Source organism: Brevundimonas sp. Root1423 (assembly GCF_001426805.1).
Map to the genome: position 1 here is coordinate 12,507 of NZ_LMFL01000034.1, position 24,372 is coordinate 36,878.

25 protein-coding genes, 5 pseudogenes and 2 riboswitches are annotated in these 24,372 nt (G+C 68.2%); of the genes and pseudogenes, 13 read left to right on the plus strand and 17 right to left on the minus strand.

What is annotated here, in order from left to right:
- Positions 1 to 59: 59 nt before the first annotated feature.
- Positions 60 to 1,031 (minus strand): 4-hydroxy-3-methylbut-2-enyl diphosphate reductase, encoded by a 972-nt coding sequence (gene ispH, locus ASD25_RS18505; protein WP_056619367.1) that lies wholly within the window; start codon positions 1,029 to 1,031, stop codon positions 60 to 62.
- A 163-nt stretch (positions 1,032 to 1,194) separates the two neighbouring features.
- Here ispH and ASD25_RS18510 point away from each other — a divergent pair, with 163 nt between their 5' ends.
- The 9 genes and pseudogenes from ASD25_RS18510 (at position 1,195) to ASD25_RS18550 (ending at position 10,603) form a co-directional block, all read left to right on the plus strand.
- Positions 1,195 to 1,887: a hypothetical protein gene (locus ASD25_RS18510; RefSeq protein ID WP_056619369.1), complete on the plus strand. Its 693-nt coding sequence runs from the start codon at positions 1,195 to 1,197 to the stop codon at positions 1,885 to 1,887.
- Positions 1,888 to 3,690, plus strand: coding sequence for an arginine--tRNA ligase (gene argS, locus ASD25_RS18515; protein WP_056619372.1), 1,803 nt, complete (start codon positions 1,888 to 1,890; stop codon positions 3,688 to 3,690).
- A 30-nt stretch (positions 3,691 to 3,720) separates the two neighbouring features.
- Positions 3,721 to 4,734, plus strand: coding sequence for an adenosine deaminase (locus ASD25_RS18520; protein WP_056619375.1), 1,014 nt, complete (start codon positions 3,721 to 3,723; stop codon positions 4,732 to 4,734).
- A gap of 29 nt (positions 4,735 to 4,763) precedes the next feature.
- Positions 4,764 to 4,861, plus strand: a riboswitch (glycine riboswitch).
- Positions 4,862 to 4,865: 4 nt separating this feature from the next.
- Positions 4,866 to 4,951: riboswitch (glycine riboswitch) on the plus strand.
- Positions 4,952 to 5,004: 53 nt separating this feature from the next.
- Complete coding sequence (gene gcvT / locus ASD25_RS18525) at positions 5,005 to 6,120, plus strand: glycine cleavage system aminomethyltransferase GcvT (RefSeq protein ID WP_056619378.1); 1,116 nt, start codon at positions 5,005 to 5,007, stop codon at positions 6,118 to 6,120.
- 11 nt (positions 6,121 to 6,131) lie between these two features.
- Positions 6,132 to 6,494, plus strand: coding sequence for a glycine cleavage system protein GcvH (gcvH, locus tag ASD25_RS18530; protein WP_056619381.1), 363 nt, complete (start codon positions 6,132 to 6,134; stop codon positions 6,492 to 6,494).
- Positions 6,494 to 7,138 carry an FMN-binding negative transcriptional regulator gene (locus tag ASD25_RS18535; RefSeq protein WP_056619383.1) on the plus strand — a complete coding sequence of 215 codons (645 nt, stop codon included), beginning with the start codon at positions 6,494 to 6,496 and terminating at the stop codon, positions 7,136 to 7,138. Before gcvH ends, ASD25_RS18535 begins: the two co-directional genes overlap by 1 nt.
- A gap of 1 nt (position 7,139) precedes the next feature.
- Positions 7,140 to 8,486: an aminomethyl-transferring glycine dehydrogenase subunit GcvPA gene (gene gcvPA / locus ASD25_RS18540; RefSeq protein WP_056619386.1), complete on the plus strand. Its 1,347-nt coding sequence runs from the start codon at positions 7,140 to 7,142 to the stop codon at positions 8,484 to 8,486.
- A gap of 11 nt (positions 8,487 to 8,497) precedes the next feature.
- Positions 8,498 to 10,025: pseudogene (gene gcvPB / locus ASD25_RS18545) on the plus strand (aminomethyl-transferring glycine dehydrogenase subunit GcvPB).
- A 68-nt stretch (positions 10,026 to 10,093) separates the two neighbouring features.
- Entirely contained in the window at positions 10,094 to 10,603 is a 510-nt protein-coding gene (locus ASD25_RS18550; RefSeq protein ID WP_200943666.1) for a DUF6789 family protein, read from the plus strand.
- A gap of 59 nt (positions 10,604 to 10,662) precedes the next feature.
- On the opposite strand, the gene ASD25_RS18555 is transcribed toward ASD25_RS18550, so the two are convergent.
- The 15 genes and pseudogenes from ASD25_RS18555 to ASD25_RS18620 form a co-directional block, all read right to left on the minus strand.
- Positions 10,663 to 11,175 carry a F0F1 ATP synthase subunit B gene (locus ASD25_RS18555; RefSeq protein ID WP_056619388.1) on the minus strand — a complete coding sequence of 171 codons (513 nt, stop codon included), beginning with the start codon at positions 11,173 to 11,175 and terminating at the stop codon, positions 10,663 to 10,665.
- Positions 11,175 to 11,768 carry an ATP synthase F0 subunit B' gene (locus ASD25_RS18560; RefSeq protein WP_056619391.1) on the minus strand — a complete coding sequence of 198 codons (594 nt, stop codon included), beginning with the start codon at positions 11,766 to 11,768 and terminating at the stop codon, positions 11,175 to 11,177. The genes ASD25_RS18555 and ASD25_RS18560 overlap by 1 nt, the downstream gene beginning before the upstream one ends.
- Positions 11,769 to 11,836: 68 nt before the next feature.
- The gene (locus ASD25_RS18565) at positions 11,837 to 12,061 is read right to left on the minus strand and encodes a F0F1 ATP synthase subunit C (protein ID WP_056619394.1); all 225 of its coding nucleotides are present in this window, start codon (positions 12,059 to 12,061) and stop codon (positions 11,837 to 11,839) included.
- Positions 12,062 to 12,113: 52 nt separating this feature from the next.
- Positions 12,114 to 12,893, minus strand: coding sequence for a F0F1 ATP synthase subunit A (locus ASD25_RS18570; RefSeq protein WP_056619397.1), 780 nt, complete (start codon positions 12,891 to 12,893; stop codon positions 12,114 to 12,116).
- Positions 12,894 to 12,900: 7 nt separating this feature from the next.
- Entirely contained in the window at positions 12,901 to 13,263 is a 363-nt protein-coding gene (locus ASD25_RS18575) for an AtpZ/AtpI family protein (RefSeq protein ID WP_056619399.1), read from the minus strand.
- Positions 13,264 to 14,627: 1,364 nt separating this feature from the next.
- On the minus strand, positions 14,628 to 15,083 hold the full coding sequence (locus ASD25_RS18580) for a hypothetical protein (protein ID WP_056619401.1): 456 nt from the start codon (positions 15,081 to 15,083) through the stop codon (positions 14,628 to 14,630).
- 64 nt (positions 15,084 to 15,147) lie between these two features.
- Positions 15,148 to 15,858: pseudogene (locus tag ASD25_RS18585) on the minus strand (transketolase C-terminal domain-containing protein); the annotation flags it as partial.
- 191 nt (positions 15,859 to 16,049) lie between these two features.
- Positions 16,050 to 16,214, minus strand: a pseudogene (locus ASD25_RS33295) (hypothetical protein); the annotation flags it as partial.
- Between the two features lie 131 nt (positions 16,215 to 16,345).
- Positions 16,346 to 17,495 (minus strand): annotated as a pseudogene (gene dxs / locus ASD25_RS18590) (1-deoxy-D-xylulose-5-phosphate synthase); the annotation flags it as partial.
- A gap of 68 nt (positions 17,496 to 17,563) precedes the next feature.
- The gene (locus tag ASD25_RS18595; RefSeq protein WP_056619404.1) at positions 17,564 to 18,433 is read right to left on the minus strand and encodes a polyprenyl synthetase family protein; all 870 of its coding nucleotides are present in this window, start codon (positions 18,431 to 18,433) and stop codon (positions 17,564 to 17,566) included.
- A gap of 50 nt (positions 18,434 to 18,483) precedes the next feature.
- Positions 18,484 to 18,834, minus strand: coding sequence for a tRNA-binding protein (locus ASD25_RS18600; RefSeq protein ID WP_056619407.1), 351 nt, complete (start codon positions 18,832 to 18,834; stop codon positions 18,484 to 18,486).
- Positions 18,834 to 19,082: an exodeoxyribonuclease VII small subunit gene (locus ASD25_RS18605; RefSeq protein WP_056619410.1), complete on the minus strand. Its 249-nt coding sequence runs from the start codon at positions 19,080 to 19,082 to the stop codon at positions 18,834 to 18,836. The genes ASD25_RS18600 and ASD25_RS18605 overlap by 1 nt, the downstream gene beginning before the upstream one ends.
- A gap of 51 nt (positions 19,083 to 19,133) precedes the next feature.
- Entirely contained in the window at positions 19,134 to 19,733 is a 600-nt protein-coding gene (locus ASD25_RS18610) for a peptidylprolyl isomerase (RefSeq protein ID WP_056619414.1), read from the minus strand.
- A gap of 19 nt (positions 19,734 to 19,752) precedes the next feature.
- Positions 19,753 to 20,385, minus strand: coding sequence for a histidine phosphatase family protein (locus ASD25_RS18615; RefSeq protein ID WP_082572510.1), 633 nt, complete (start codon positions 20,383 to 20,385; stop codon positions 19,753 to 19,755).
- Between the two features lie 61 nt (positions 20,386 to 20,446).
- On the minus strand, positions 20,447 to 21,367 hold the full coding sequence (locus ASD25_RS18620) for a histone deacetylase family protein (protein WP_056619417.1): 921 nt from the start codon (positions 21,365 to 21,367) through the stop codon (positions 20,447 to 20,449).
- A 206-nt stretch (positions 21,368 to 21,573) separates the two neighbouring features.
- Between ASD25_RS18620 and ASD25_RS18625 the strand changes: the two genes are divergently transcribed.
- From ASD25_RS18625 to ASD25_RS18635, 4 genes and pseudogenes are all read left to right on the plus strand, one after another.
- Positions 21,574 to 22,107 carry a GNAT family N-acetyltransferase gene (locus tag ASD25_RS18625; RefSeq protein WP_056619420.1) on the plus strand — a complete coding sequence of 178 codons (534 nt, stop codon included), beginning with the start codon at positions 21,574 to 21,576 and terminating at the stop codon, positions 22,105 to 22,107.
- A 20-nt stretch (positions 22,108 to 22,127) separates the two neighbouring features.
- On the plus strand, positions 22,128 to 22,954 hold an 827-nt coding region (locus ASD25_RS18630; protein ID WP_235562786.1), incomplete at its 3' end, for a VWA domain-containing protein.
- A gap of 1 nt (position 22,955) precedes the next feature.
- Positions 22,956 to 23,363: pseudogene (locus ASD25_RS32185) on the plus strand (VWA domain-containing protein); the annotation flags it as partial.
- Between the two features lie 176 nt (positions 23,364 to 23,539).
- Positions 23,540 to 24,049 carry a hypothetical protein gene (locus ASD25_RS18635; RefSeq protein ID WP_056619424.1) on the plus strand — a complete coding sequence of 170 codons (510 nt, stop codon included), beginning with the start codon at positions 23,540 to 23,542 and terminating at the stop codon, positions 24,047 to 24,049.
- A gap of 58 nt (positions 24,050 to 24,107) precedes the next feature.
- Here the strand turns inward: ASD25_RS18635 and ASD25_RS18640 are convergent, their stop codons facing one another.
- Positions 24,108 to 24,290, minus strand: coding sequence for a CsbD family protein (locus ASD25_RS18640; RefSeq protein WP_056619428.1), 183 nt, complete (start codon positions 24,288 to 24,290; stop codon positions 24,108 to 24,110).
- Positions 24,291 to 24,372 lie beyond the last annotated feature (82 nt).

Below are 24,372 nucleotides of genomic sequence, written 5' to 3' on the forward strand. Positions count from 1 at the left end.
GCGGTTAACGCCAGCCAAGGCCAAAGGCTCCGCTTGCGCAAGAGCACGCGGCTCCGCGATCAGGCGGTGAGCAGGCGCGGCAGCTTGAAGGCGACGGTTTCGCGTTCGCCGTCGTCCTCGATCACCGTGGCGTCGAACCGGGACCGGACCGCCTCGATCAACTCCTCGATCAGCCGTTCCGGGGCGGAGGCGCCGGCGGTGATGCCGAGGGTCGACACGCCCTCAAGCCATGACCAGTCGACCTGGCCAGCGTCATCCACCAGCCGCGCATCGCGGGCCCCGGCGCGTATCGCCACCTCGACCAGTCTCACAGAGTTGGACGAGTTGGCGGACCCGACAACCAGCACCAGATCGCAGCCCGCGCCCAGCCGCTTGACCGCCTCCTGACGGTTGGTGGTGGCGTAGCAGATGTCTTCCTTGTGCGGGTCGGGCAGCTCGGGGAAGCGGCGTTTGAGCACCGACAGGATCTCGCTGGTGTCGTCGACGGACAGGGTCGTCTGGGTGGCGTAGGCGAGCGGCGCGTCACCGGGGCGCAGGAAGGCCTCCGCGTCCGCCACCGTCTCGACCAGGCTGATGGCGTCCGGGGGCAGCTGGCCCATGGTGCCGACGACCTCGGGGTGGCCCGCATGGCCGATCAGAATGATGTGGCGGCCGGCGGCGTGATGGCGTTCGGCCTCGACATGGACCTTGGAGACCAGCGGGCAGGTGGCGTCGAGGTACAGCATCTCGCGCGCCCGCGCCGTGGCCGGCACCGACTTGGGCACGCCATGCGCCGAAAAGACCACCGGCCGGTCGTCGGGGCAGTCGTCGAGTTCCTTGACGAAGACGGCGCCCATGGCCTTGAGCCGCTCGACGACGTGGCGGTTGTGGACGATCTCGTGCCGCACATAGACCGGCGCGCCATATTTCCCGATGGCGCGCTCGACGATCTGTATGGCCCGGTCGACCCCGGCGCAGAAGCCGCGCGGCGTCGCCAGACGCACGGTCAAGGGGCGCTTGTCGGCCGGGTAGATGGGCGCGTGAACGGTCATGGCCGGAACCTAGTCGTTTGAGCGGCCCGCCGCCACCTGCGTCAGGCTCCGTGTTTCCGCGCGCGCGGGTTTGCCGCGCCTCGGTTTAGCCGCTATCAGCGGCGAGCGTGCCGCCCGGGCGTCGGGCTGTCGCCGCACCTCCTCGTTTCTGGAAGACCACTGCATGCGTCGCGTCCTCAAGGTTTCCCTGGCCTCGGCCCTCGCCGCCGCTGCGCTTTCGACCGCGCTGGTTCCGGCCGTCGCCGGTGCGCAGCAGACCCGTCCGGGCCAGAGCAGCCGTCCCGGGCAGGAGCAGCAGCAACCGGGCGAACAGTCGGACAGGCCGCGTCCGCCTCGCATCGCCCCCCTGCGCGAGCGGTCCGCCGCCGGCCCCTGCCCCTATGTGAAAATCCTCTACGACGCCGCCCGCTACGTCGAACTGACCGGCGACCGGGTCGCGGCCGCCAACGTCGGCTACACCGGCGAGATCGAGGGCCTTGTGTCCGACTGCGGCTACATGAATGACGACCCCATCACGGTCGAGATGCGCATGCTGTTCAACCTTGGCCGCGGACCGCAGGCCCAGGGCGATGGCCGCACCTACCGTTACTGGATTGCGGTGACCGAGCGGAACCGCGCCATTCTGGCCAAGGAATATTTCGACCTGCCGGTCGACTTCGACGACGCCCAGACCGCAACCGTCACCCAGGACCAGACCATCGTCATCCCGCGCGCCAACGCCACGACCAGCGGGGACAATTTCGAAATCCTGGTCGGCTTCGACGTCACGCCCCAGATGGCCGAGTTCAACCGCTCCGGCAGCCGGTTCCGCGTCAATGCGGGCACGGCCGCGGCCACCCCTCCGCCGGCCCAGTAAATGACCGACCTCAGAACCGTCCTGGGCGAAGCGGTCGGGGCCGCCTTCGCCGCCGAAGGCGTGGACGCCGCCCTGGCCCGCGTGACCACCTCGGACCGACCGGACCTGGCCGACTTCCAGTCCAACGGAGCCCTCGCCGCCGCCAAGGCGCTGAAGGCCAATCCGCGTGAACTGGCGACCCGGGTCGCCGAACGGCTGGCCGGCGATACGCGCCTGTCCTCGGTCGAGGTCGCGGGACCGGGCTTTATCAATCTCAAGCTGGCCGACGCCGCCCTGTCGGCGCGGGCCGCCGAGGTCGCCGCCGACGCCGATCATTCCGGCGCCTCGACGGTCACCGCGCCACGCAAGGTGGTCATCGATTTCGCCGGCCCGAACGTGGCCAAGCCGATGCACGTCGGCCACCTGCGCTCGTCCATCATCGGCGAGAGTCTGAAGCGGCTGTTCCGCTTCCGCGGCGACACCGTCTGGGGCGACGCCCATTTCGGCGACTGGGGATTCCAGATGGGGCTGCTGATCGTCGCCGTGGGCGATGAGGGCAAGGCCGACGGTTTCCTCGCCGAGGGCGATGGCCCCTTCCCGGCCGAAAGCCCGGTCTCGCTTGAGGATCTGGAGCGGCTCTATCCCGCCGCCGCCGCCATGGCCAAGGAAGACGCCGGCTTCCGCGACCGCGCCCGCAAGGCGACGGCCGAACTGCAGGGCGGACGCCCCGGTTATCGCGCGCTATGGGCCCATTTCGTCGCCGTCAGCCGCACCGCGCTGGAACGTGAGTTCGGCGCCCTGGGCGTGACCTTCGACCTGTGGAACGGCGAGAGCGACGCCGACCCGGTCATGGCCGAGATGATCGCCCACCTCGAGAAGACTGGCCTGCTGGTCGAGGACGACGGCGCCCGGGTGGTCCACGTCGCCCGCCCCGGCGAGACCCGCAAGAAGAAGCTGGCCGACGGCTCGGTGATCGAGGCCCCCAGCCCGCCGCCGCTGCTGGTCATCAGCTCGGAAGGCTCGGCCATGTACGGCACGACCGACCTGGCCACGATCCTGGACCGCCGCAAGGCCATCGACCCGGACCTGATCCTGTACGTCGTCGACGAGCGGCAGGCCGAGCATTTCGAACAGGTGTTCCGCGCGGCCTATCTGGCAGGCTACGCGGCCGAAGGATCGCTGGACCACCTCGGCTTCGGCACCATGAACGGCCCCGACGGCAAGCCCTTCAAGACCCGGGCGGGCGGCGTTCTGAAGCTGCACGACCTGATCACGATGGCGGTGGAGAAGGCGCGCGACCGGCTGCACGAGGCGCATCTGGGCGAGGACCTCAGCGAGGCCGAGTTCGAGGCCATCGCCCACAAGGTGGCCGTCGCCGCCCTGAAATTCGCCGACCTCTCGAACAGCCGGACGACGAGCTACGTCTTCGACCTTGACCGCTTCATGAGCTTCGAGGGCAAGACCGGCCCCTATCTGCTGTACCAGGCCGTGCGCATCAAATCCCTGCTGCGCAAGGGCGCGGACCAGGGCGCGGCGCCGGGGCCCATCGTCATCGCCGAACCGGCCGAGCGCGATCTGGCCCTGACTCTGGACGCCTTCTCGCAGGCGGTCGCCGAAGCCTACGACAAGCGGATGCCGCATGTCATGGCCGAGCACGCCTACCGGCTGGCGCAGTCGTTCTCGAAATTCTACGCCGCCTGCCCGGTGTTGATCGCGCCGGAGGAGGCGACGCGGGGTTCGCGGCTGGCGCTGTCGAAGGCGGCGCTGGACCAGCTGGAGACGGCGCTTCGCCTGCTGGGCATCGACACGCCGGAGCGGATGTAGGTTAGACTGGGCGCCTCACCGGAGCCGCCCATGTCGCTCGACGCCTATATCGCCGGCCTGCCCAAGGCCGAACTGCATCTTCACATCGAGGGCAGCCTCGAGCCCGAACTGATGTTCGAACTGGCCCAGCGGAACGGCGTGGCCATTCCGTTCGACAGCGTCGAGGCGGTGCGCGCCGCCTATGACTTTTCGAACCTGCAGGACTTCCTCGACATCTATTACGCCGGTGCGAACGTGCTGCTGACGCGGCGCGACTTCGAGGACCTGGCCTTCGCCTATTTCCAGCGCGCCGCGGCCGACAACGTCCGGCACGCCGAAATTTTCTTCGACCCCCAGACCCACACCGATCGCGGCGTCCCGTTCGAGGTCGTGGTCGAGGGTCTGATCGCGGGCATGGACCGGGCGAAGGCCGAGTTGGGCGTCACCTCCGGACTGATCCTCAGCTTCCTGCGGCATCTGACCGAGGACGAGGCCTTCGCCACTCTGGAGGCGGCGAAGCCGTATCTGCACCACTTCATCGGAGTGGGACTGGATTCGTCCGAGGTCGGCCATCCGCCGTCCAAGTTCAAACGCGTCTTCGCCGCCGCCCGCGACCTCGGCCTTAAGCTCTGCGCCCATGCCGGCGAGGAAGGTCCGCCGGCCTATGTCTGGGAGGCGCTGGACCTGCTGCAAATCGATCGTATGGACCACGGCAACCGCTCGATGGAGGACCCGCGTCTGGTCGAGCGGCTGGCTGACGAACGGATGACGTTGACGGTCTGCCCGTTGTCCAACCTCAAGCTCTGCGTGGTGAAGGATCTGAAGGACCATCCCGTGCCGGAGATGCTTCGTCGCGGCCTGCACGTGACCCTGAACTCGGACGATCCGGCCTATTTCGGCGGCTATGTGAATGAGAACTATCGCCAGCTGGCCGAGGCCGTGGGCCTGACGAGGGACCAGATCACGCTCTTGGCCCGCAACAGCTTCGAAGGGTCCTTCCTCAGCGACGCTGACAAGGCCGCCCGGATCGCCGAAGTGGAGGCGTGGGCCGCCCGTTCCGCTTGACTTCGCGCCGGAGTCGGGGCCTAGGTCCGCTCGCTCTCGCGGGAGAGATCGGGGCCTTTTCGGAGGCTTCGGAGCCGAAGGCGCAACCGCCCCGGAAACGCTCAGGCAAACGGACCGCGAGGACATTCGGACGCTGGAAAGTCGCTCTTCGGAGCGCGCCGACGGAGCAAGGCGACCTCATTGAGGACGTCGGAATCTCTCAGGCTTCAGGACAGCGGGGGCGCGAGGACGGCGGAGCTTCCGCCTCAACACGCGACCGCGAGAGTTCAGATGACCGACGAAGCCCTGAAGACCACGCCCCTCAACGCCGCACACCGCGCGGCGGGCGCCCGCATGGTGGGCTTCGGCGGCTATGACATGCCGGTGCAGTACGAGGGCGTGCTGGCCGAGCACCGCTGGACCCGCGAACACGCGGGCCTGTTCGACGTCTCGCACATGGGCCAGTGCAAGATCACCGGCGAGGACGCCGTCGCCCAGTTCGAACGCTTCGTCCCCGGCGACTATGCGATCCTGAAGGCCGGCAAGCAGAAATACAGCCTGCTGCTGAACGCCGAGGGCGGCATCATGGACGACCTGATGGCCGGCAAGCCCGACCACGACGGCCTCTATGTCGTGGTCAACGCCGGCAACAAGGACGCCGACTTCGCCTTCCTGCAGGCCAATCTGCAGGGCGATGCGACGCTGAAGGTCCTCGACGACCGCGCGCTGATCGCAATCCAGGGCCCCGAGGCCGCCGAGGTCATGGCCGCCCACGAGCCTCTGCTGGCCGAGATGGGCTTCATGGAATGCGCCCGGCTGATGCTGTTCGGCTGCGACTGCTTCATCTCCCGCTCGGGCTACACGGGCGAGGACGGCTACGAGATTTCCGTGCCTGCCGATCAGGCCGAGCGCGTCTGGAACGAGATCCTGAAGGACGCCCGCGTCAAGCCGATCGGTCTGGGCGCCCGCGACAGCCTGCGCCTCGAGGCCGGCCTGCCGCTGCACGGACACGACATCGACGCCTCGACCAGCCCGGTCGAAGGCGCCCTGACCTTCGCCCTGTCCAAGTCGCGCAAGGAGCGCGCGGACTTCAACGGCGCCGACCGCATCCTGAAGGAACTGGCCGACGGCCCGGACCGCGTCCGCATCGGCCTGAGCGTCAAGGAAGGCGCCCCGGCCCGTGAAGGCGCCGAGATCGCCGACATGAACGGAAACGTCATCGGCGCGATCACCTCGGGCGGACCCTCGCCGACGCTGGGCCGCAATATCGCCATGGGCTATGTCCCGCCGAAGTTCGCCGAGCTGGGGACCGATCTGAAGGTCATCGTGCGCGGCAAGCCCGCCGCGGCCGAGGTCGTCGCCACCCCCTTCGTCGCCCAACGCTACTATCGCAAACCGAAAGCCTGAGGATCGGACCGATGCATTTCTCCAAGGATCATGAGTGGGTTCGCTTCGATGGCGACGTCGCCACCGTCGGAATTTCCAAGCACGCCGCTGACGCCCTGGGCGACGTGGTGTTCGTCGAGACGCCGGACGCCGGCAAGACTGTCTCGAAGGGCGACAGCTTCGCCGTCGTCGAGAGCGTCAAGGCGGCTTCGGACGTCTACGCCCCGGTCTCGGGCGAGGTGATCGAGGGCAACGCCGCCCTCGCCTCCGCCCCGGAAACCGTCAACGCCGATCCCGAAGGCGAAGGCTGGTTCGCGAAGATCAAGGTGTCCGACGCCTCGACCGACGGCCTGATGGACCGCGCCGCCTACGACGCCTTCCTCGCCACCCTCTGATGTATCGGCCCGGCGCCTTCGTCGAGGATGACCCCGCACAGCTGGCTGCGCTGATCGGCGCCAGCCCGCTGGCGAGCCTTGTCGTCCACGCCGAAGGCCGCCTGCTGGCCGCCCACGCTCCGCTTTTGGCCGAGCATGGCGCTGACGGCCGGATCACGGCCCTTGTCGGCCATGTCGCGCGCGCCAATCCTTTCTGGCAGGCGCTGACGGAAGGCGCGGAGGTGCTGGCCATCTTCACCGGCCCCGACGCCTATGTCTCGCCATCGATGTATCCGTCCAAGCAGGTCCACGGACGAACGGTTCCGACCTGGAACTATGCCCGGGTTGAGGCGCGCGGCCGGGCCTGCGTCGAGAGCGACCCCGCCCGGGTGCGCCCCTATTTCGAACGCCTGACCGAGGCGCTTGAGCGCGACCGGTCAGAGCCGTGGGCGGTCGACGATGCGCCGGAGCCCTATATCGAAAAGCTGCAGCATGCCCTCGTCGGCCTGCGGATCGAGATCGACGATATCCGCGGCGCCCTCAAGATGAGCCAGAACCGCAGCGCCGACGATTTCGCCGGCGTGCGCGATGGACTTGCCGCCTCCTCCTCCCTTTCCGATCGGGCCGTCAGCGCGCTGATGACCCACAACGCCAGACTGGACTGAGATGCGTTACCTCCCCCTGACGCCCGACGACCGATCCGCCATGCTGGCGGCCATCGGAGCCAAATCCATAGACGACCTGTTCGTGGACGTGCCCAAGGCGGCGCATCGCGACGGCTTCGTCGACCTGCCCCGCGTGGCGGGCGAGCTGGAGGTCGAGCGGGCGCTGGGCGCCATGGCCGCGCGGAACACGTCGGCCGGCTCGGCGCCCTTCTTCTGCGGAGCCGGCGCCTACAAGCACCACGTCCCGGCGACGGTGGACCACGTGATCCAGCGGTCGGAGTTCCTGACCAGCTACACACCCTATCAGCCGGAAATCGCCCAGGGCACGCTGCAGTATCTGTACGAGTTCCAGACCCAGGTCGCGAACCTGACCGGCATGCCGGTAGCCAACGCCAGCCTCTATGACGGCTCGACCGCCATGGCCGAGGGCGTGCTGATGGCCACCCGCGTCACCCGCCGCAACAAGGCGGTCATCTCGGGCGGGGTGCATCCGCACTATGTCCGCGCGACCGAGACCGTGGTCCACGCCGTCGGCGTCGAGACCGAGGTCCTGCCGGCCGCAATCGACGCCGAGGCCGATGTCATCGCGCAGATCGGTCCCGACACCGCCTGCGTCGTCGTCCAGACCCCGAACGTGTTCGGCACGGCCACCGACGTGACGAAGATCGCCGAGGCGGCCCACGCCGCCGGCGCCCTGCTGATTGTCGTCGTCACCGAGGCCGTATCGATGGGCCTGCTGAAATCGCCGGGCGAAATGGGAGCCGACATCGTCGCCGCCGAGGGCCAGTCGATCGGCAACGCCCTGAACTACGGCGGACCCTACGTCGGCCTGTTCGCCTGCCGAGAAAAGCTGGTCCGCCAGATGCCCGGCCGCCTGACCGGCGAAACCGTCGACGCCGATGGCGAACGCGGCTTCGTCCTGACCCTGTCGACCCGCGAGCAGCACATCCGCCGCGACAAGGCGACGTCGAATATCTGCACCAACTCGGGCCTGTGCACCCTGGCCTTCACCATCCACATGAGCCTGCTGGGCGAGACGGGGCTGCGGAAGATGGCCCTGTTGAACCACGAGAAGGCGCTGGCGACCCGTGACGCCCTGGCGGCCATCCCGGGCGTCGAGATCCTGACCACGCGCTTCTTCAACGAGTTCGCCGTGCGCCTGCCCAAGCCCGCCGCCGAGGTGGTCGAGCAGCTGGCCGCCCACCGCATCCTCGCCGGCGTGCCCTACAGCCGTCTGGCTCCGGAAGCCGGCATGGACGACGTCCTGCTGGTCGCGGCGACCGAGATGACCATGGACGCCGACATCAAGATCCTGGCGGGTTCGCTCGCCAAGGTCCTGTCGGTCTGAGGAGCGGAACGATGAGCACCATGAACACTGTCGGCCGCCCCACCGCCCCCAACGCCGTGGACCATGACTACAAGCACCCGACCCTGACCGGCGGGCGCGGCCTGCTGCAGAACGAGCACCTGATTTTCGAGAGCGACGGCTGGGGCAAGACCGGCGTGGATCTGCCGGAACCGAAGACGGACGGGTCCGATCTCGGCGATCTTGTCCCACTATGTGCGCCTGTCGCAGAAGAACCACGCCATCGACCTGGCCATCTATCCGCTGGGCTCGTGCACGATGAAGCACAACCCGCGCCTCAACGAGAAGATGGCCCGCCTGCCGGGCTTCTCGGACATCCATCCGCTGCAGCCGACGTCGACCGTTCAGGGCGCGCTGGAGCTGATGGACACCCTGGCGCACTGGCTCAAGACGCTGACCGGCATGCCCGCCGTCGCACTGTCGCCCAAGGCGGGCGCCCATGGCGAGCTGTGCGGCCTGATGGCCATCCGCGCCGCCCACGAGGCTTCGGGTCAGCATGAGAAGCGCCGCAAGGTGCTGGTGCCGACCTCGGCCCACGGCACCAACCCGGCCACCGCCGCCTTCGTCGGCTACACAGTCGTCGAGGTCGCCCAGACCGACGACGGCCGCGTCGACGTGGCCGATCTGGCCGCCAAGCTGGGCGACGACGTCGCGGCCATCATGGTGACCAACCCCAACACCTGCGGCCTGTTCGAGCGCGACATCCTCGAGATCAGCCGGCTGACCCATGAGGCCGGCGCGTACTTCTATTGCGACGGCGCCAACTTCAACGCCATCGTCGGCCGGGTGCGCCCGGGCGATCTGGGCGTCGACGCCATGCACATCAACCTGCACAAGACCTTCTCGACGCCCCACGGCGGCGGCGGGCCGGGCGCGGGTCCGGTGGTGCTGTCGGAAGCGCTGGCGCCTTTCGCCCCGGCTCCGTGGGTCGTGCACGACGCTGACGGCTATCGTCTGGTCGAGCGCGAGGAAGACGAGGCCGCCCGGGCCTTCGGCCGCCTGTGCGCCTTCCAGGGCCAGATGGGCATGTACACCCGGGCCCTCAGCTACATGATGAGCCATGGTTCGGACGGCCTGCGTCAGGTCGCCGAGGATGCGGTGCTCAACGCCAACTACATCAAGGCCCGGCTGTCGGACCTGATGAGCCCGGCCTTCCCGGACGGTCCGTGCATGCACGAGGCCCTGTTCGACGACGAATGGCTGAAGGGCACGGAGGTGACCACGCTCGACTTCGCCAAGGCGATGATCGACGAGGGCTTCCACCCGATGACCATGTATTTCCCGCTGGTCGTCCACGGCGCCATGCTGATCGAGCCGACCGAGACGGAATCGAAGCAGGAGCTGGATCGCTTCATCGAGGCGATGCGGGCCCTGGCGACGGCGGCGAAAGCCGGCGACGTCGAGCGGTTCAAGGGCGCGCCCTTCCACGCCCCGCTGCGCCGTCTGGACGAGACCCGCGCCGCCCGCTCGCCGGTGCTGCGCTGGACCGCGCCCGAAGGTTCGAACATCGCCGCCGAGTAGGTTCCGGCCTCACGGTTAAGTACACGGCAAAGTGAACGCCGCCTGTTACAGCAGGCGTATGCTCTCCCATGCGTAGTTTGACCCTCAACAGCGTTTGGGAGGCGCTAACGGGCATGATGTCACGTGTACGTAAGGGATTGGCTGCAGGTTTCGCAGCCACCGTCGTGGTTTCGATTATCGAAGGCATCAATATGGCGGTCGGCCACTGGGCCGTAGCGATGCCGCAACTTCTGGCCGTGGTCGTTCAACAGCCCGACAGGCTGGCGCTGGGGTGGTTCCTCCACGTCCTCGCCGGCGTCGGTCTGGGCGTCGCATTCGGGATTCTCTGTCCCCGACTGCCGACGGATACGCCCGAATCGAAGGGTATCCTGTTTGCCGTCAGCGCCTTCATCCTGATGGCGCTGTTCATCGCCCCGATCGCCGGGGCGGGGCTGTTCTTCATGCGGGCGGGCTTCGGCACACTGGCGTGGATGATCGTCAGCCACGCGATCTTCGGCATCGTCCTGGGCAATGTCTACGGACGCCTCGTGCGAGCCGAGAAGCTGGCGCGACACCCGTTCGAGCCGGCGACGAACTGAAACGAAAAACGGCCCCGCCAGACTGGCGGGGCCGTTGTTTTCTGCGGTCCTGACGACGCCTAGTTGAGGCGCGAGCCGATCTGGGCGATGGCCGCGTCGAGCAGCGGGTCGGACTTCTGACCGGCCAGACGCGCGGCCAGGATCTGTTCGGCGGCGCGGGCGGCCAGATCGGCGGCGGCGGCCTTCACCTCGGCGGAGGCCTGGGCCTCGGCCTGGGCGATACGGCGTTCAGCGAGGTCCTGGCGGCGCTTCAGCGTCTCTTCCAGCTTCACCTTGGCCTCGGCCTCCATGAGGCGGGCGTCGGCCTCGGCGGCTTTCAGCATTTCAGCGGCCTGGGCTTCGGCCTCGGCCTTCTCGGCGCGGATCTGGGCCAGCAGGGCCTCGGCCTCGGCGCGCAGACGGGCGGCCTCGTCGAGTTCCGACTGGATCCTATGGGCCTTGGCGTCCAGCACCCCGGCGACCAGCTTCGGCACGCCCGCGATGATGACGATGACGAAGAAGGCGATCAGGCCGACCGCGACCCAGAGTTCCGGGTTGTCGAGGCTGTAGAGATGGGGATTGAAGAATTCCATCAGACGGCGCCCTTCACGGCGGCAGCGGCTTCAGCGACGGTCGGCGCCTTGCCCGTGAGACGTTCGACGATCGCCGCGGCCGTGTCGGACGCGATGGTCGAAACATTGGTCATGGCGGCGTCGCGGGTCTTGCCGATAGCGGTCTCGGCCTCGGCGATGCGGGCGTTGACCACGGCTTCCTCGGCGGCGGCGCGGGTGTTGGCTTCCTCGGTCACACGCGCCTTGGCGGCGGCGGCCGTGGCGCGCGAGGAGGCGCGAGCCTCCTCGACTTCGCGCTTGGCCTCGGCGGCCTGACCGGCAGCCTCGGCCTGTACCTGCCGGGCGGTGTCCACCGCCGTCGAGATGGTCGAGGCGCGCTCGTCGAAGACGCGGCGCATGCGCGGCGCAAAGATCTTCGCGATCAGGAAATACAGGATCGCGAACAGGAAGATCAGATAGACGATCTGCCCGAACCAGTGCTGGAACTCGAACTGGGGCAGGCCGCCAGACTCGTGTTCACCGCCGTGAGCGGCTTCGGTCGTGGCGTGCGTGTCCTCGACCGCGACCGGGGTGGTCGCGTCTTCGGGCATGACGGGCTGGGCTTGAACGGTCATCGGTCGCCTGTTGGATCGGAAAGGTCGTCAGCCGGCGGCGCGGACGGGGTCCGCGCCGCCGAAGCCGATTACGAGATCCAGATCAGGATGCCCATGACGAAGGCGAGGATGCCCAGGGCTTCAGCCAGGGCGGCGCCGACGAACAGGTTGCCGATTTGCGAGCCGGCGGCCGACGGGTTGCGCAGGGCGCCCGCCAGGAACTGGCCGAAGATGTTGCCGACGCCGATGCCGGCGCCGATCATGCCGCACATCGCGATGCCGGCGCCAATGAGTTTAGCGGCTTGGGGATCCATGTCTTAGTCCTGTCAGTCTGGGTTTGGTTGGGTTGGAAGAACTGGTCGGGGCTCAGTGGCCGTCGCCCAGGTTGACCACATCGTTGAGGTAGATGCAGGTCAGAACAGCGAAAACGAAGGCCTGAAGGAAGGCCACGAGGAACTCGAGCGCGGTCAGGCCGATGGTCATGCCCAGGGCGAGCGGGAAGATCAGCACGCCGAACCAGCCGGCGGCGCCGATGACGGCCGTGGCCACGAAACCGGCGAAGACCTTCAGGGCGATGTGGCCGCCCATCATGTTGCCGAACAGACGAAGCGTCAGGGTCAGCGGACGCAGCAGGAACGAGAAGAACTCGATCAGGCCGACGATCGGACGCATGACCAGCGGCGCGCCGGTCGGCCAGAACAGCTTGGCGAAGTTGGCGCCGTTCTTGACGATGCCGACGATGACGACCAGGCCGAAGGTGATCAGGCCGAAGGTCGCCGTCACGGCGAGCTGCGACGTGGCGGTGAAGCTGAGGAACATGCCCAGCAGGTTCATCCCGAGGATGAAGGTGAAGATCGTGAAGACGAACGGGAAATACTTCTTGCCGTCGTGACCGATGATGGACTCGGTCAGGCCGTCGATCATGCCGAACAGGGTCTCGCCCACGGCCTGGGTGCGGCCCGGAACAACCTTGGCGTTCGAGGTGACCAGCGTCAGGAAGCCCACGACCAGCAGGAAGCCGATGGTCATCGCCAGATGCGAATTGGTGAAGGCCAGATGCACCGTGCCGACGATCGGCAGCGTCACTTCGCCGAAGTCGAGACCCGGCAGCGGCGTAACCTGAAACTGATGTAGCGGATCGGCCATCTGGCGATCAGGCTCCCTGGTCTTCGTCGTCATCGAAGGGAACCGACTTCGGCTCCCCATGCTTGTTGGCTTCGGCCATCAGACGCTGCGCCGTGCGCCACGCCATCCACACCGAAATGGCGAAGCCCAGAAGGACGCCGCCGATGATTCCCACCGGCGAGGTGCCGGCGAAATGGTCGACCCCGAAGCCGATCGCGAGGCCTACGAAGACGCCGCCGAACAGGTCGGCGATGATCTTCCACGCCTGGCCCGCCGCCGCCTGACCCGCAGCCTCGTGAGAGAGCGGCGGAGCGGTGCGCGCCTCCAGATCGGATGCGCTTCTGTTGAGACGAGCGATCGCCTCTTCGCGCGATTCCGGTGGCAGGGACATGGCGGCCTCAGCACTCCGGCACGAATGTCGGAGGGGGTCTGAATTCGGCGCGGAACCTATAGGCGGGACCCCCGCAGGTCAAGGCGGCGCAGACGTGCTGTACGGCGTTGATTTTCCGCATGTTTGTTTCGCCAATCCGGGGGCGTGGCGAAGGGTCGCTGTGGATGCCGCGGAATCCTGTGAATTCTCCCTCCTGCCTGCGAGGATATCGGCGGGATCTTCCATGTTCTGCCGTCATCCCGGCGAAGGCCGGGACCCAGTGGCGTGCGAGAGCACGAACCGAAGGTCGGCGCGTAGCAGCCAACCTGCCGGGAGCGCCGGTGCGTGAACAGATCGCCTTCGGCGCCGCTGGGTCCCGGCCTTCGCCGGGATGACGACAACAGGGCGTGCGGCATCACTCTCCGGCCCGTGGGCCGGAAAGTGCGGGGAGGTGGCGGAGCGCGGGCGGTCTGCCCGGAACCGTGAAATGGCCCCCTGCTTTCGCGTTACGGGGACCGGAATGTGTTTTCGGCGTCGCCGCCTGCGCTCCGCGCGACCGGTTCACACGAGCCGACGGGGGCGGGCTTCTGGTGGCGGCCCGCGGGGCTTGTGGAATTTTCCCNGTTTTCGGCGTCGCCGCCTGCGCTCCGCGCGACCGGTTCACACGAGCCGACGGGGGCGGGCTTCTGGTGGCGGCCCGCGGGGCTTGTGGAATTTTCCCGCCCCGGCCTTGTCGCCGCTTCAGCCCTTTCCATCGTACGCCCGCGACGGGCGGAAGGCTTCCAGGCCTCCCGGGCCCCGGGGTTTCACGCCCCCGGGCAGTCCACCGNCCCGGCCTTGTCGCCGCTTCAGCCCTTTCCATCGTACGCCCGCGACGGGCGGAAGGCTTCCAGGCCTCCCGGGCCCCGGGGTTTCACGCCCCCGGGCAATCCACCGTCCCCACGCCCCCGATATTCCACAGGCGCAGTTCCTCACCGCACAAGCGTCCGGACGACGATTACAGGACGACGTTTCCCGCTCGATCGCACCCCGCCGCACGTGATTGGCCCTGGCGCCAGACGCCCTCCCCCGCGACGGGATGGGGAGGATGATAAGGGCGCCGCTGACCAGGGCTGGGAAATGACGCTGGTGGTTCGGAAATCCCACGACGGATCAGCGGGTTAGAGTTTGTAACGTGTGTGGCTGAAAGATTATTGCTCGCACCTCTTCTGTCGTCATCCCGGCGAAGGCCGGGACCCAGCGGCGCCGAAGGCGATGCCGACACAGCCGCGCGCCCGACAGGTTGGCTGCTACGCGCCGACCTTCGGTTCGCGCTCTCGCGCGCCGCTGGGTCCCGGGGTCGCTGAGCGCCCCGGAATGACGACAGGAAGAAGGCGCGGACGGCTTCAGTTCTTCTGGTCGGGGGCCGGCGCCGCGTCGGCGGGACTGGCCGGGGTCGGACCTGCGGCGTCGGACAGCGCCTGACAATCCTGACCGGCGTAGAGGCCGTTCAGATAGTACCAGCGGTGCCGCACGGCGGCGGCCTCGGCTTCCTTGCGGTCGCGGTCCGGGCGGGTCAGGGCGTCGACGCCGGCGATGGCCAGACCCGCGCCCGGAATGAGCATGGCGGCGCCCGCTGAAGCGACGCCGGTGACCGCGCTGAGGATGCCACCGCCGGGCGTACCGCCCAGCTGCTGGCTGAGTTGCGCGGCTTCTTCCGAAATCTGCGGACATGTCATGGCGGTGTCGCTGGTCCGCATGATCTCGAAGGCAGGCGCGGCCTGGGCTTCGGCCTGCTGGGCCATTGCGGGTGTGACGACCGCCGTCAGGACGGCGGCGACGGAAAGGATACGCAGTTTCATTGTACTCAACCCTCAGGAGCCCCGCGACAGAACGGTTGCGGAGGGCGAGGGTTGCGCCGGGTGGTTAAGCGCGAACCGCGCGCGTCGCCTCGACGCCCAGCGCCTGAAGCGCTGCGGCGGCGATATGGTCGGCGTTCAGGCCCGCGGTGGCGTACATGGCGGCCGGATTGTCCTGGTCCTGGAAGACGTCGGGCAGGCAGAGGGTGCGGATCTTGAGGCCCGCATCCAAAGCGCCCTTGTCGGACAACAGCTGGAGGACGAAGGCGCCGAAGCCGCCCATGGCCCCCTCCTCCACCGTGATCAGGCATTCGTGCTCGCGGGCGAGACGCAGGATCAGGTCGGCGTCCAGCGGCTTGGCGAAGCGGGCGTCAGCGACGGTGGCCGAGACGCCGCGCGCGGCCAGGGCTTCCGCGGCCTTGAGCGATTCCTGCAGGCGGGTGCCCAGCGACAGGATGGCGACGGTCGTGCCCTCGCGGACGATCCGGCCCTTGCCGATCTCGAGCGGGGCGGCCAGTTCCGGGATCTCGACCCCGACGCCGTCGCCGCGCGGATAGCGGAAGGCGGAGGGACGGTCGTCGATCTCGAGCGACGTCGCGATCATGGCGGCCAGATCGGCCTCGTCGGCGGCGGCCATCAGGACCATCCCCGGAAGCGCGCCCATGAAGCCGATGTCGAAGCTGCCCGCGTGGGTGGCCCCGTCGGCGCCGACCAGACCGGCGCGATCCATGGCGAAGCGAACCGGCAGCTTCTGGATTGCCACGTCGTGGACGACCTGGCACGGCCCCCTGGCGCTTGTCGTCATCAGCGCGCCAGAACAGAGGATCGCGGTCTCGAGGGACATTCTTCGCTCGCTCTACGACCTGACGACCAGGTGACCTGGCCCTCGTTGATCCGGAACGCGCGCATCATGCCGTCGCTGACGATGTCGTCCTTGCCGAACGAGATGCCGGCCTTGGCGGCTTCACGGAAGCTGCCCGCGTGGGTGGCCCCGTCGGCGCCGACCAGACCGGCGCGATCCATGGCGAAGCGAACCGGCAGCTTCTGGATTGCCACGTCGTGGACGACCTGGTCGTAGCCGCGCTGGAGGAAGGTCGAATAGATGGCGCAGACCGGCTTCATCCCGTCGGCGGCGAGGCCGGCGGCGAAGGTGACGGCGTGCTGTTCGGCGATGCCGACGTCATAGGTGCGGGTCGGGAAGGCCTGGCCGAACAGGTCCAGACCGGTGCCGGAGCTGCGAGATCACCGACTTGAACTGGCTGTANTCCCGTCGGCGGCGAGGCCGGCGGCGAAGGTGACGGCGTGCTGTTCGGCGATGCCGACGTCATAGGTGCGGGTCGGGAAGGCCTGGCCGAACAGGTCCAGACCGGTGCCGGAGGGCATGGCGGCGGTGATGGCGACGATGGTGGGGTCGAGGTGCGCGCGCTTGATCAGCTCGGTCCCGAACACCTTGGTGTAGCTGGGGGCGTTGGAGACGGACTTGGACTGTTTGCCCGAGACGACGTCGAACTTGGCGACGGCGTGCAGCTTGTCGGCGCTGCTCTCGGCGGGGGCGTAGCCCTTGCCCTTCTGCGTCACGACGTGGACGACCACCGGGCGGTCGGTGATGGCGGCGGCGTTCTTCAGGATGGGGACCAGATTGTCCATGTCGTGCCCGTCGACCGGACCGACGTAGTAGAAGCCCAGCTCCTCGAAGAAGGTGCCGCCCACGATCATGCCGCGGGCGTATTCCTCGGCCTTGCGCGCCGCGTTGCGGAACGGGCGCGGCAGGTGTTCGGCGACCGACTTTCCGAAGCGGCGGAAATTGCGATAGGCGCCGCCTGAAACCTGTTTGGCCAGATAGGCGCTCATGCCGCCGACCGGCGGGGCGATCGACATGTCATTGTCGTTGAGGATGACCATCAACTGGCCGTTGGTCGTCTCGGCCGCGTTGTTCATGGCCTCATAGGCCATGCCGGCGGACATGGAGCCGTCGCCGATCACGGCCACAACGCGGTTGTGCTCGCCCTTCTGGTCGCGGGCGGCGGCGAAACCCAGGGCGGCGCTGATCGAGGTGGAGGCGTGGGCGGCGCCGAAGGGGTCGTATTCGCTCTCGCTGCGCTTGGTGAAGCCGGACAGACCGCCCGGCTGGCGCAGGGTGCGGATGCGGTCGCGGCGGCCGGTCAGGATCTTGTGCGGATAGCACTGGTGGCCGACATCCCAGATCAGGATGTCGTCGGGCGTCTCGAAGACGTGGTGCAGGGCGACGGTCAGTTCGACCACGCCGAGGCCGGCGCCGAGATGGCCGCCGGTCGTGGAGACCGCGTCGATGGTCTCGGCACGGACCTCGTCCGCCAGCTGGCGCAGCTGGGGGATGTCGAACCCGCGCGTGTCGGCGGGGAGGTGAACCTGGTCGAGCAGAGGGGTGTCGGGCATGAAAACTCTAAGTCGCGGACGGTCTCTTTGATCCACTCATACCGCGCCGTGACTATGGCGCGAAGCGGTCAGGACTGTCGCTTTAGCACGAAGTCCACACTGGCCTTGAGGATTTCGGCGTCGGGGCCGAAGACGTCGAGGTGGGCGCGGGCCTGATCGGCGAGGTGCGCGACCCTGTGCCGCGCCGCCTCCACGCCCAGCAGGGTGACGAAATTGGTCTTGCCCTGGGCCGCGTCCTTGTTGGCCGCCTTGCCGAGAATGTCCTCGTCGCCCTCGACGTCCAGCAGGTCGTCGACGATCTGGTAGGCCAGGCCGATGTCGTGGGCGAAGCTGATCAGGGCCTGACGGTGGATGTCCCGGGCGCGGGCGATGATCAGGGGAATCTCGAAGGCGTAGGTGAACAGGGCGCCGGTCTTGAGCCGCTGCATGCGGGCGACGCCGCCGAGGTCGTCGCGCACGCCGAGCAGGTCGATCATCTGGCCGCCGGCCATGCCGCGCGCGCCGCTGGCCAGCGACAAGCGGGCCGCGAGTTCGCAACGAATCTCGGCGTCATCGTGGGTGTCGGGATGCAGCAGGATGTCGAAGGCGGCGGTCTGGAGCGCATCGCCAGCGAGGATGGCGGTGGCCTCGTCATAGGCGCGGTGAACCGTGGGCCGGCCGCGGCGCATGTCGTCATTGTCCATGGCCGGCAGGTCGTCGTGGACGAGGCTGTAGGCGTGAACACATTCGAGAGCGCAAGCGGCGCGCAGGACTGGCCGCTCCTCGATGTCGAACAGTTCCGCGGCCTCCAGCGCGAAGAAGGGGCGCAGCCGCTTGCCGGGACCGAGGGCGGCATAGCGCATGGCCTCGGTCAGGCGCGATTCGGGGCCGCTGGCGCGGGGCAGAAGCTCGTCGAGGGCGACGGTGACCAGATCGGCGACCTCGGCCACGCGGTCGATGACGCCCTGCTCCGGGGAGTTGGCGGCCGGGGCCTGGGGCGGGTGGAGGGTCAGAACAGCCTCCCGCCGATCTCGACCTCGCGGTCGACGCCGACCAGCACAACCTCGCCGGCGGCGTCCGGGAAGCCCAGCGTCAGGACCTCGGACATGAAGGGACCGATCTGGCGCGGCGGGAAGTTGACCACGGCGGCGACCTTGCGGCCGACCAGTTCGTCGCGGGTGTAGTGGACGGTGATCTGGGCCGAGGACTTCTTCACGCCGATGTCGTGGCCGAAATCGATGGTCAGCTTGTACGCGGGCTTGCGAGCCTCGGGGAAGGCGTCGGCGGCCAGGACCTTACCGACGCGCACGTCCACCTTTATGAAGTCGTCGAAGGCGATCAGGGCGGCCGGGGCCGGCATCAGTTGAACTCGGCGGGTTCGACGCCCTTTGCGCCGCCATCAGGGCCGACGACGATCTTCTCCACGCGCAGCTGGGCCGCCTTGAGGCGGTTCTCGCAATGGGCCTTCAGGAGCGCGCCCTCTTCGTAGAGCGCGATGGATTCCTCAAGCGGGGCCTGCCCGGACTCGAGTTTGGACACGATGGCCTCAAGGCGCTGCAGGGCGTCCTCGAAGCTGAGATCGGCGGGGATTTGCGGGGCGTCGGTCATATCGTCGGCGACCCTAGAGGGGCCGGAAGCGCGCCTCAAGCGGACAGCCGGTTATTCCTGAATCGGGACGCGGCGCACCGAGACGATGCGGATGCGGGGATCCAGCATCTGGCCGCGCATGAAGCCCTCGCCCTCCGTGGGCGATTTGGGGGCGGCGAGGATCTGGCGGACGATGTCCATGCCCTCGACGACGCGGCCGAAGACGGCGAAGCCCGGATCGCCGGGCGCGGACTTGCCGGCGTCCAGCGAGCTGACGTTGCCGACGATGATGAAGAAGTCGCCGGTCGCCGTGCCCGGGTCGAAACGGGCCATGGACAGGGCGCCGTCGGTGTGGGTCAGGCCGGTCTCATGGGTCGGCTCGTGGGCGATCGGCGGAAGGACGCGCTCGGGCGCGCCGCTGGTTCCGCCCTGGATCAGGCCGGCCGCGGGGCTGAGGACCATGCCGCGGTAGAAGGTCGTGCCGTCGAAACGGCCCTCGTCGACGTAGCGCAGGAAGTTGGCCGAGGTGACGGGCGCGCGCGGGTCGGTCTCGGCGAGAATGGTTCCGATCTCGGTTTCGATGGCCACGCGCACGGCCGCGGAGTCCTGCGCGACAGCGGCGACCGGGGCGGCGAGGCAGAGCAGGAGGGCGAGCAGGGTCCGGCGGATCATCGGGGTCTCCGGCGCGCCGTCAGCGCTTCTCGTAGCGGCGCTGGGACCAGTATTTGAAGCCCTGGTTGTGGACCAGATCCCAGCCGTCGGCGCGCAGACGGCGGCCGACCATGTGGTTGAAGTAGCCGTGGGCGAGGACCAGCACGTCCTGTCCGCTCTCGGCGCGGGCGATCAGGGCCTGGGCGGCCTTTTCGGCGCGGCATTCGGCCTGACGGCGGGTTTCCTGGCCCTCATGGTGGTTGAAGGCGTGCCACCAGAAACGGGCGACGGCGCCCCAGTATTTCGGCGGCAGCTTGAACCACGAGGGGAAGTGCGGCGGCGGCAGGGGCGCCTCGATGAACAGGGCGTCCGACATGACCTCGCGCCCGGCCGAGATGGCGGCGGCGGTTTCCTGGGCGCGAGGGCGGGTCGAGGCGTAGATGGCGCCCGCGCCCTGGGCCGTGGCGATCAGCTCGGGCGGCGGGGTCTGGCCGGCGCGCAGGCCGCCGACTTCATATTTCGCCCACCACTCGCGGTACTGGTCGGAGGTCAGGACGCATTTGCGCGACAGGGCCGGCTCGCCGTGACGGGCCAGGATGATAGCGCCGGGACGCACCGAGACGAGGGCCGGGCGGGCCGGCTGGGCAGTCACGGGAATCGGCGGTTCTGCCATCAATGGGTCTCGGGCGGGGGCGGGCATGATTTGCGGAGGATAAGCCTTTGGCGAACCGTCCTTATTCCTCCCCCAAGGCCTGAACGTGGGCGACCGCGGAACGGCCCAGCCCCTCAAGGTCGTAGCCGCCCTCGAGCGAGGCTGCAACCTTGCCGCCGCAACACGAACGCGCGACCTCGAGAACGGCGCGGGTCGCCCAGGCGAAATCCTCCGCCTCCAGACTTTGATGCGCCAGCGGATCGCGGCGGTGGGCGTCGAAGCCGGCGGAGATCAGGATCAGGTCCGGATTGAAGCTTTGCAGCGCAGGCATCAGACCGCCCGAGAAGGTCGCCCTCCAAGCCTCGCGGGCTGCATGGGGCGGAACCGGGGCGTTGACGATATTGCCGACGCCGGTCTCGGACGCCGCCCCCGTGCCCGGATAGAGGGGCATCTGGTGGATGGAGCCGAGGAACAGGCTGGCGTCGTTTTCGAAGGCGGCCTGGGTGCCGTTGCCGTGGTGGACGTCGAAATCGATGACGGCGACGCGGGCCAGACCCTCGGCCTGGGCGACGCGGGCGGCGACGGCGACATTGGAGAACAGGCAGAAGCCCATGGCCTGACCGGGCTCGGCGTGGTGCCCGGGCGGACGGACGGCGGCGAAGGCGCGGGTCGTCTCACCCCGGGCGATGGCGCGGACGGCGTCGACCACGGCGCCGGCGGCGAGGCGGGCGGCGCAAATGCTGCCGGGGGACAGGATTGTGTCGGCATCGAGCTGGTTCAGGCCGGTCGCGGGCGAGGCGTTCAGCAGGCGGGCGACATAGTCGGCGGGGTGAAGGCGTTCGAGGTCGGCGACGGCGGCCTCGGTCGCGGCGCGGCGGTCGAGCGACAGGCCGGAGTCGTCGAGGGCCTCCAGTACAGCCCTCAGCCGCTCGGGCCGCTCGGGATGACCGACCCCGGGGCGGTGTTCGATCATGTCAGGGTGGGTGAACAGGGCGACGCTCATTTTTCGAGACTAGGCGGGCCTGCCGACAAAATCATCCGCTCATCCCGGCGAAAGCCGGGACCCAGTGCTTTCGTGAGGCAGACTGGACGGGATTGGCGGTGGTAACGCGGATCATCCTCATCACCCAAAGAACCGGGTCCCGGCTTTCGCCGGGATGAGCGGAATTGGGGGTTGAGTCCGGAGGGTTCCGGGGTGAAAGCGAACCCATGAGCGAAGCTATCATCCGACCAGCAACCCAAGCCGACGCCGAAGCTCTCGCCGAGCTGGGGCGGAGGACGTTTCTGGACACCTTCGTCGACACCGCCGGGTTCGCCATCCCTTATCCGGCCGACGATCTGGATAACTTTCTCGAAGCCAGCTTCCATCCTGACGCCATCCGCTCGAAGCTGAACGAACCCGGCGCGGCCTGGTGGGTGGCCGAGCGGGACGGCGAACTGCTGGCCTTCGCCAATACCGGGCCCAACACCCTGCCCCACCCCGAGGCCGGCCCCGGCAACGCCGAGCTGCGGCGGCTTTATGTGTCAAAGGCCGCGCAGGGTCTGGGACTTGGGACCAAGCTGCTGGCCGTGGCGCTGGAGTGGATGGAGGCCCACACCGACGGGCCGCTGTGGATCGGGGTCTGGAGCGGAAACCTGAAGGCGCAGAAGCTGTATGCGGCCTACGGGTTCGAGAAGGCGGGTGAGTACCAGTATCCCGTCGGGCGCTGGATGGATCACGAGTTCATCTTGCGGCGCGGCTGAGCGGGGCTCAGGTTAGGCCGATGCTCCTCCCCTTCTTCACCGCCCTGAGAGACGCGCGCGTGCCCGTGTCGATGAAGGAATGGCTCCATCTGATGGAGGCCATGGATCGCGACGTGGCCGGACGGAAGGTCGACGACTTCTATCACCTGTCGCGGGCGGTGCTGGTCAAGGATGAGAAACACTATGACCGGTTCGATCAGGTGTTCGGCAAGGTTTTCGCCGGGATCGAGACCGTCGGCGCCGGCGAGGAGCCGTCGCTGGACGTGCCCGAGGATTGGCTGAGGCTGCTCAACGAGAAATACCTGACCGACGAGGAGAAGGCGCAAATCGAGGCGTTGGGCGGGTTTGACAAGCTGATGGAGACGCTGAAGCAGCGGCTCGAGGAGCAGAAGGGCCGACACGAGGGCGGCAGCAAATGGATCGGCACGGGCGGGACCAGCCCGTTCGGCCACGGCGGCTACAATCCCGAGGGCGTGCGCGTCGGCGGGCCGGGCAAGCAGGGCCGCGCGGTCAAGGTCTGGGAGAAGCGCGAGTACCGCAATCTGGACGACCAGGTCGAACTGGGCACCCGCAACATCAAGGTGGCCCTGCGCCGCCTGCGCCGCTTCGCCCGTCAGGGGGCGCCCGACGAGCTGGACATGGACGCCACAATCGACGGGACGGCGCGTCAGGGCTGGCTGGACATCCATATGCGGGCCGAGCGGCGCAACACCATCAAGGTGCTGCTGTTCCTCGACATCGGCGGCTCGATGGATGCCCATGTGAAGATGTGCGAGGAGCTGTTCTCGGCCGCGAAGACCGAGTTCAAACACCTCGAGTTCTTCTACTTCCACAACTGCCTCTACGANGATGGATGCCCATGTGAAGATGTGCGAGGAGCTGTTCTCGGCCGCGAAGACCGAGTTCAAACACCTCGAGTTCTTCTACTTCCACAACTGCCTCTACGAGGGGGTGTGGAAGGACAACCGGCGCCGGCACACCGAGAAGATCCCGACCTGGGAGGTGCTGAACAAATACCCGGCCGACTGGCGCGCCATCTTCGTCGGCGACGCCACCATGAGCCCCTATGAGGTGACCATGCCCGGCGGCTCGGTCGAGCACTGGAACGAGGAGGCGGGCGCCGTCTGGATGAAGCGGGCCACGCAGCAGTGGGACAAGGTCGCCTGGCTGAACCCGTCGCCCGAGCGGTACTGGAGCTATTCCGCCTCGGTCGGGATGGTGCGCGAACTGGTCGACGAGCGGATGTATCCGCTGACNGTCGCCTGGCTGAACCCGTCGCCCGAGCGGTACTGGAGCTATTCCGCCTCGGTCGGGATGGTGCGCGAACTGGTCGACGAGCGGATGTATCCGCTGACGCTGGAAGGCTTGGAGAAGGCGATGCGGGCGCTGGCCAAATAGGCTAGGGTCGCCGGAGCTTTCCGGAGGGTCCGCCATGCTCGCCATCGTCTTCGCCGTCGTGCTGCAACAGGCGGTCCCCGCCGTGACCGGTCAGGTGGTGTGGGAGGACCCGGCGGCTCCGCCCGTCGTCGCCGCACCTGTCGCAATCCCGACCATCCCCGACAGCGCCCGCGCGGACCCCTATGGCTATGAGCGGGCCGAATGCAGCCCCCTGATCCGCAAGGCGTCGGAATCGATGGAAGCGTGTCAGGCGCGGGTGCGGATCGCGCTGGCCGCCAATCTGGGCGACGCCCTGCCGCCCGGTCTGGCGCCCGCCGGCGCGCCCGACGAGTGCCGGCTGGCGTCGGCCGGCGACCGCTACGCCCTCCAGTGCGGCGCGCCGGACCGCCCCGACCGCGCAGATGTCAGGCCGCAGGAACGGACGTGCGAGAGCCGACCGCAGGCCCGGCCGCAGGGCGGCGTGGCCTGGACCGAGGAATGTCGGCCCGCCGACGGCCGCGCGCCCGCGGAGGACGGTCTGAAGATCCGGTTGGGCGGCGACTGACCGGACACACGAACGCCGCCCGCGATGCGGACGGCGTCATGGTCGTTGAAGGCGAAACCTAGTTGCGGTTGTCGCGGATCGTGTCCTTCAGACCGCCGACGGCGTTCTGGATCTTGCCCTCGGCCTGATCGGCGCGGCCTTCGGCTTTCAGCTTTTCGTCGCCGGTCACCTTGCCGGCGGCTTCCTTGATATTGCCGCCGAGGTTCTTGGCGGCGCCTTCGATACGGTCATGATCGGGCATGGAAATCTCCTGACTGACACGCCGTCGGACTGACGGCGCCTGTGCAGGAAAAAGCGAACGGCGGCGCGAGCCGTTCCGTATG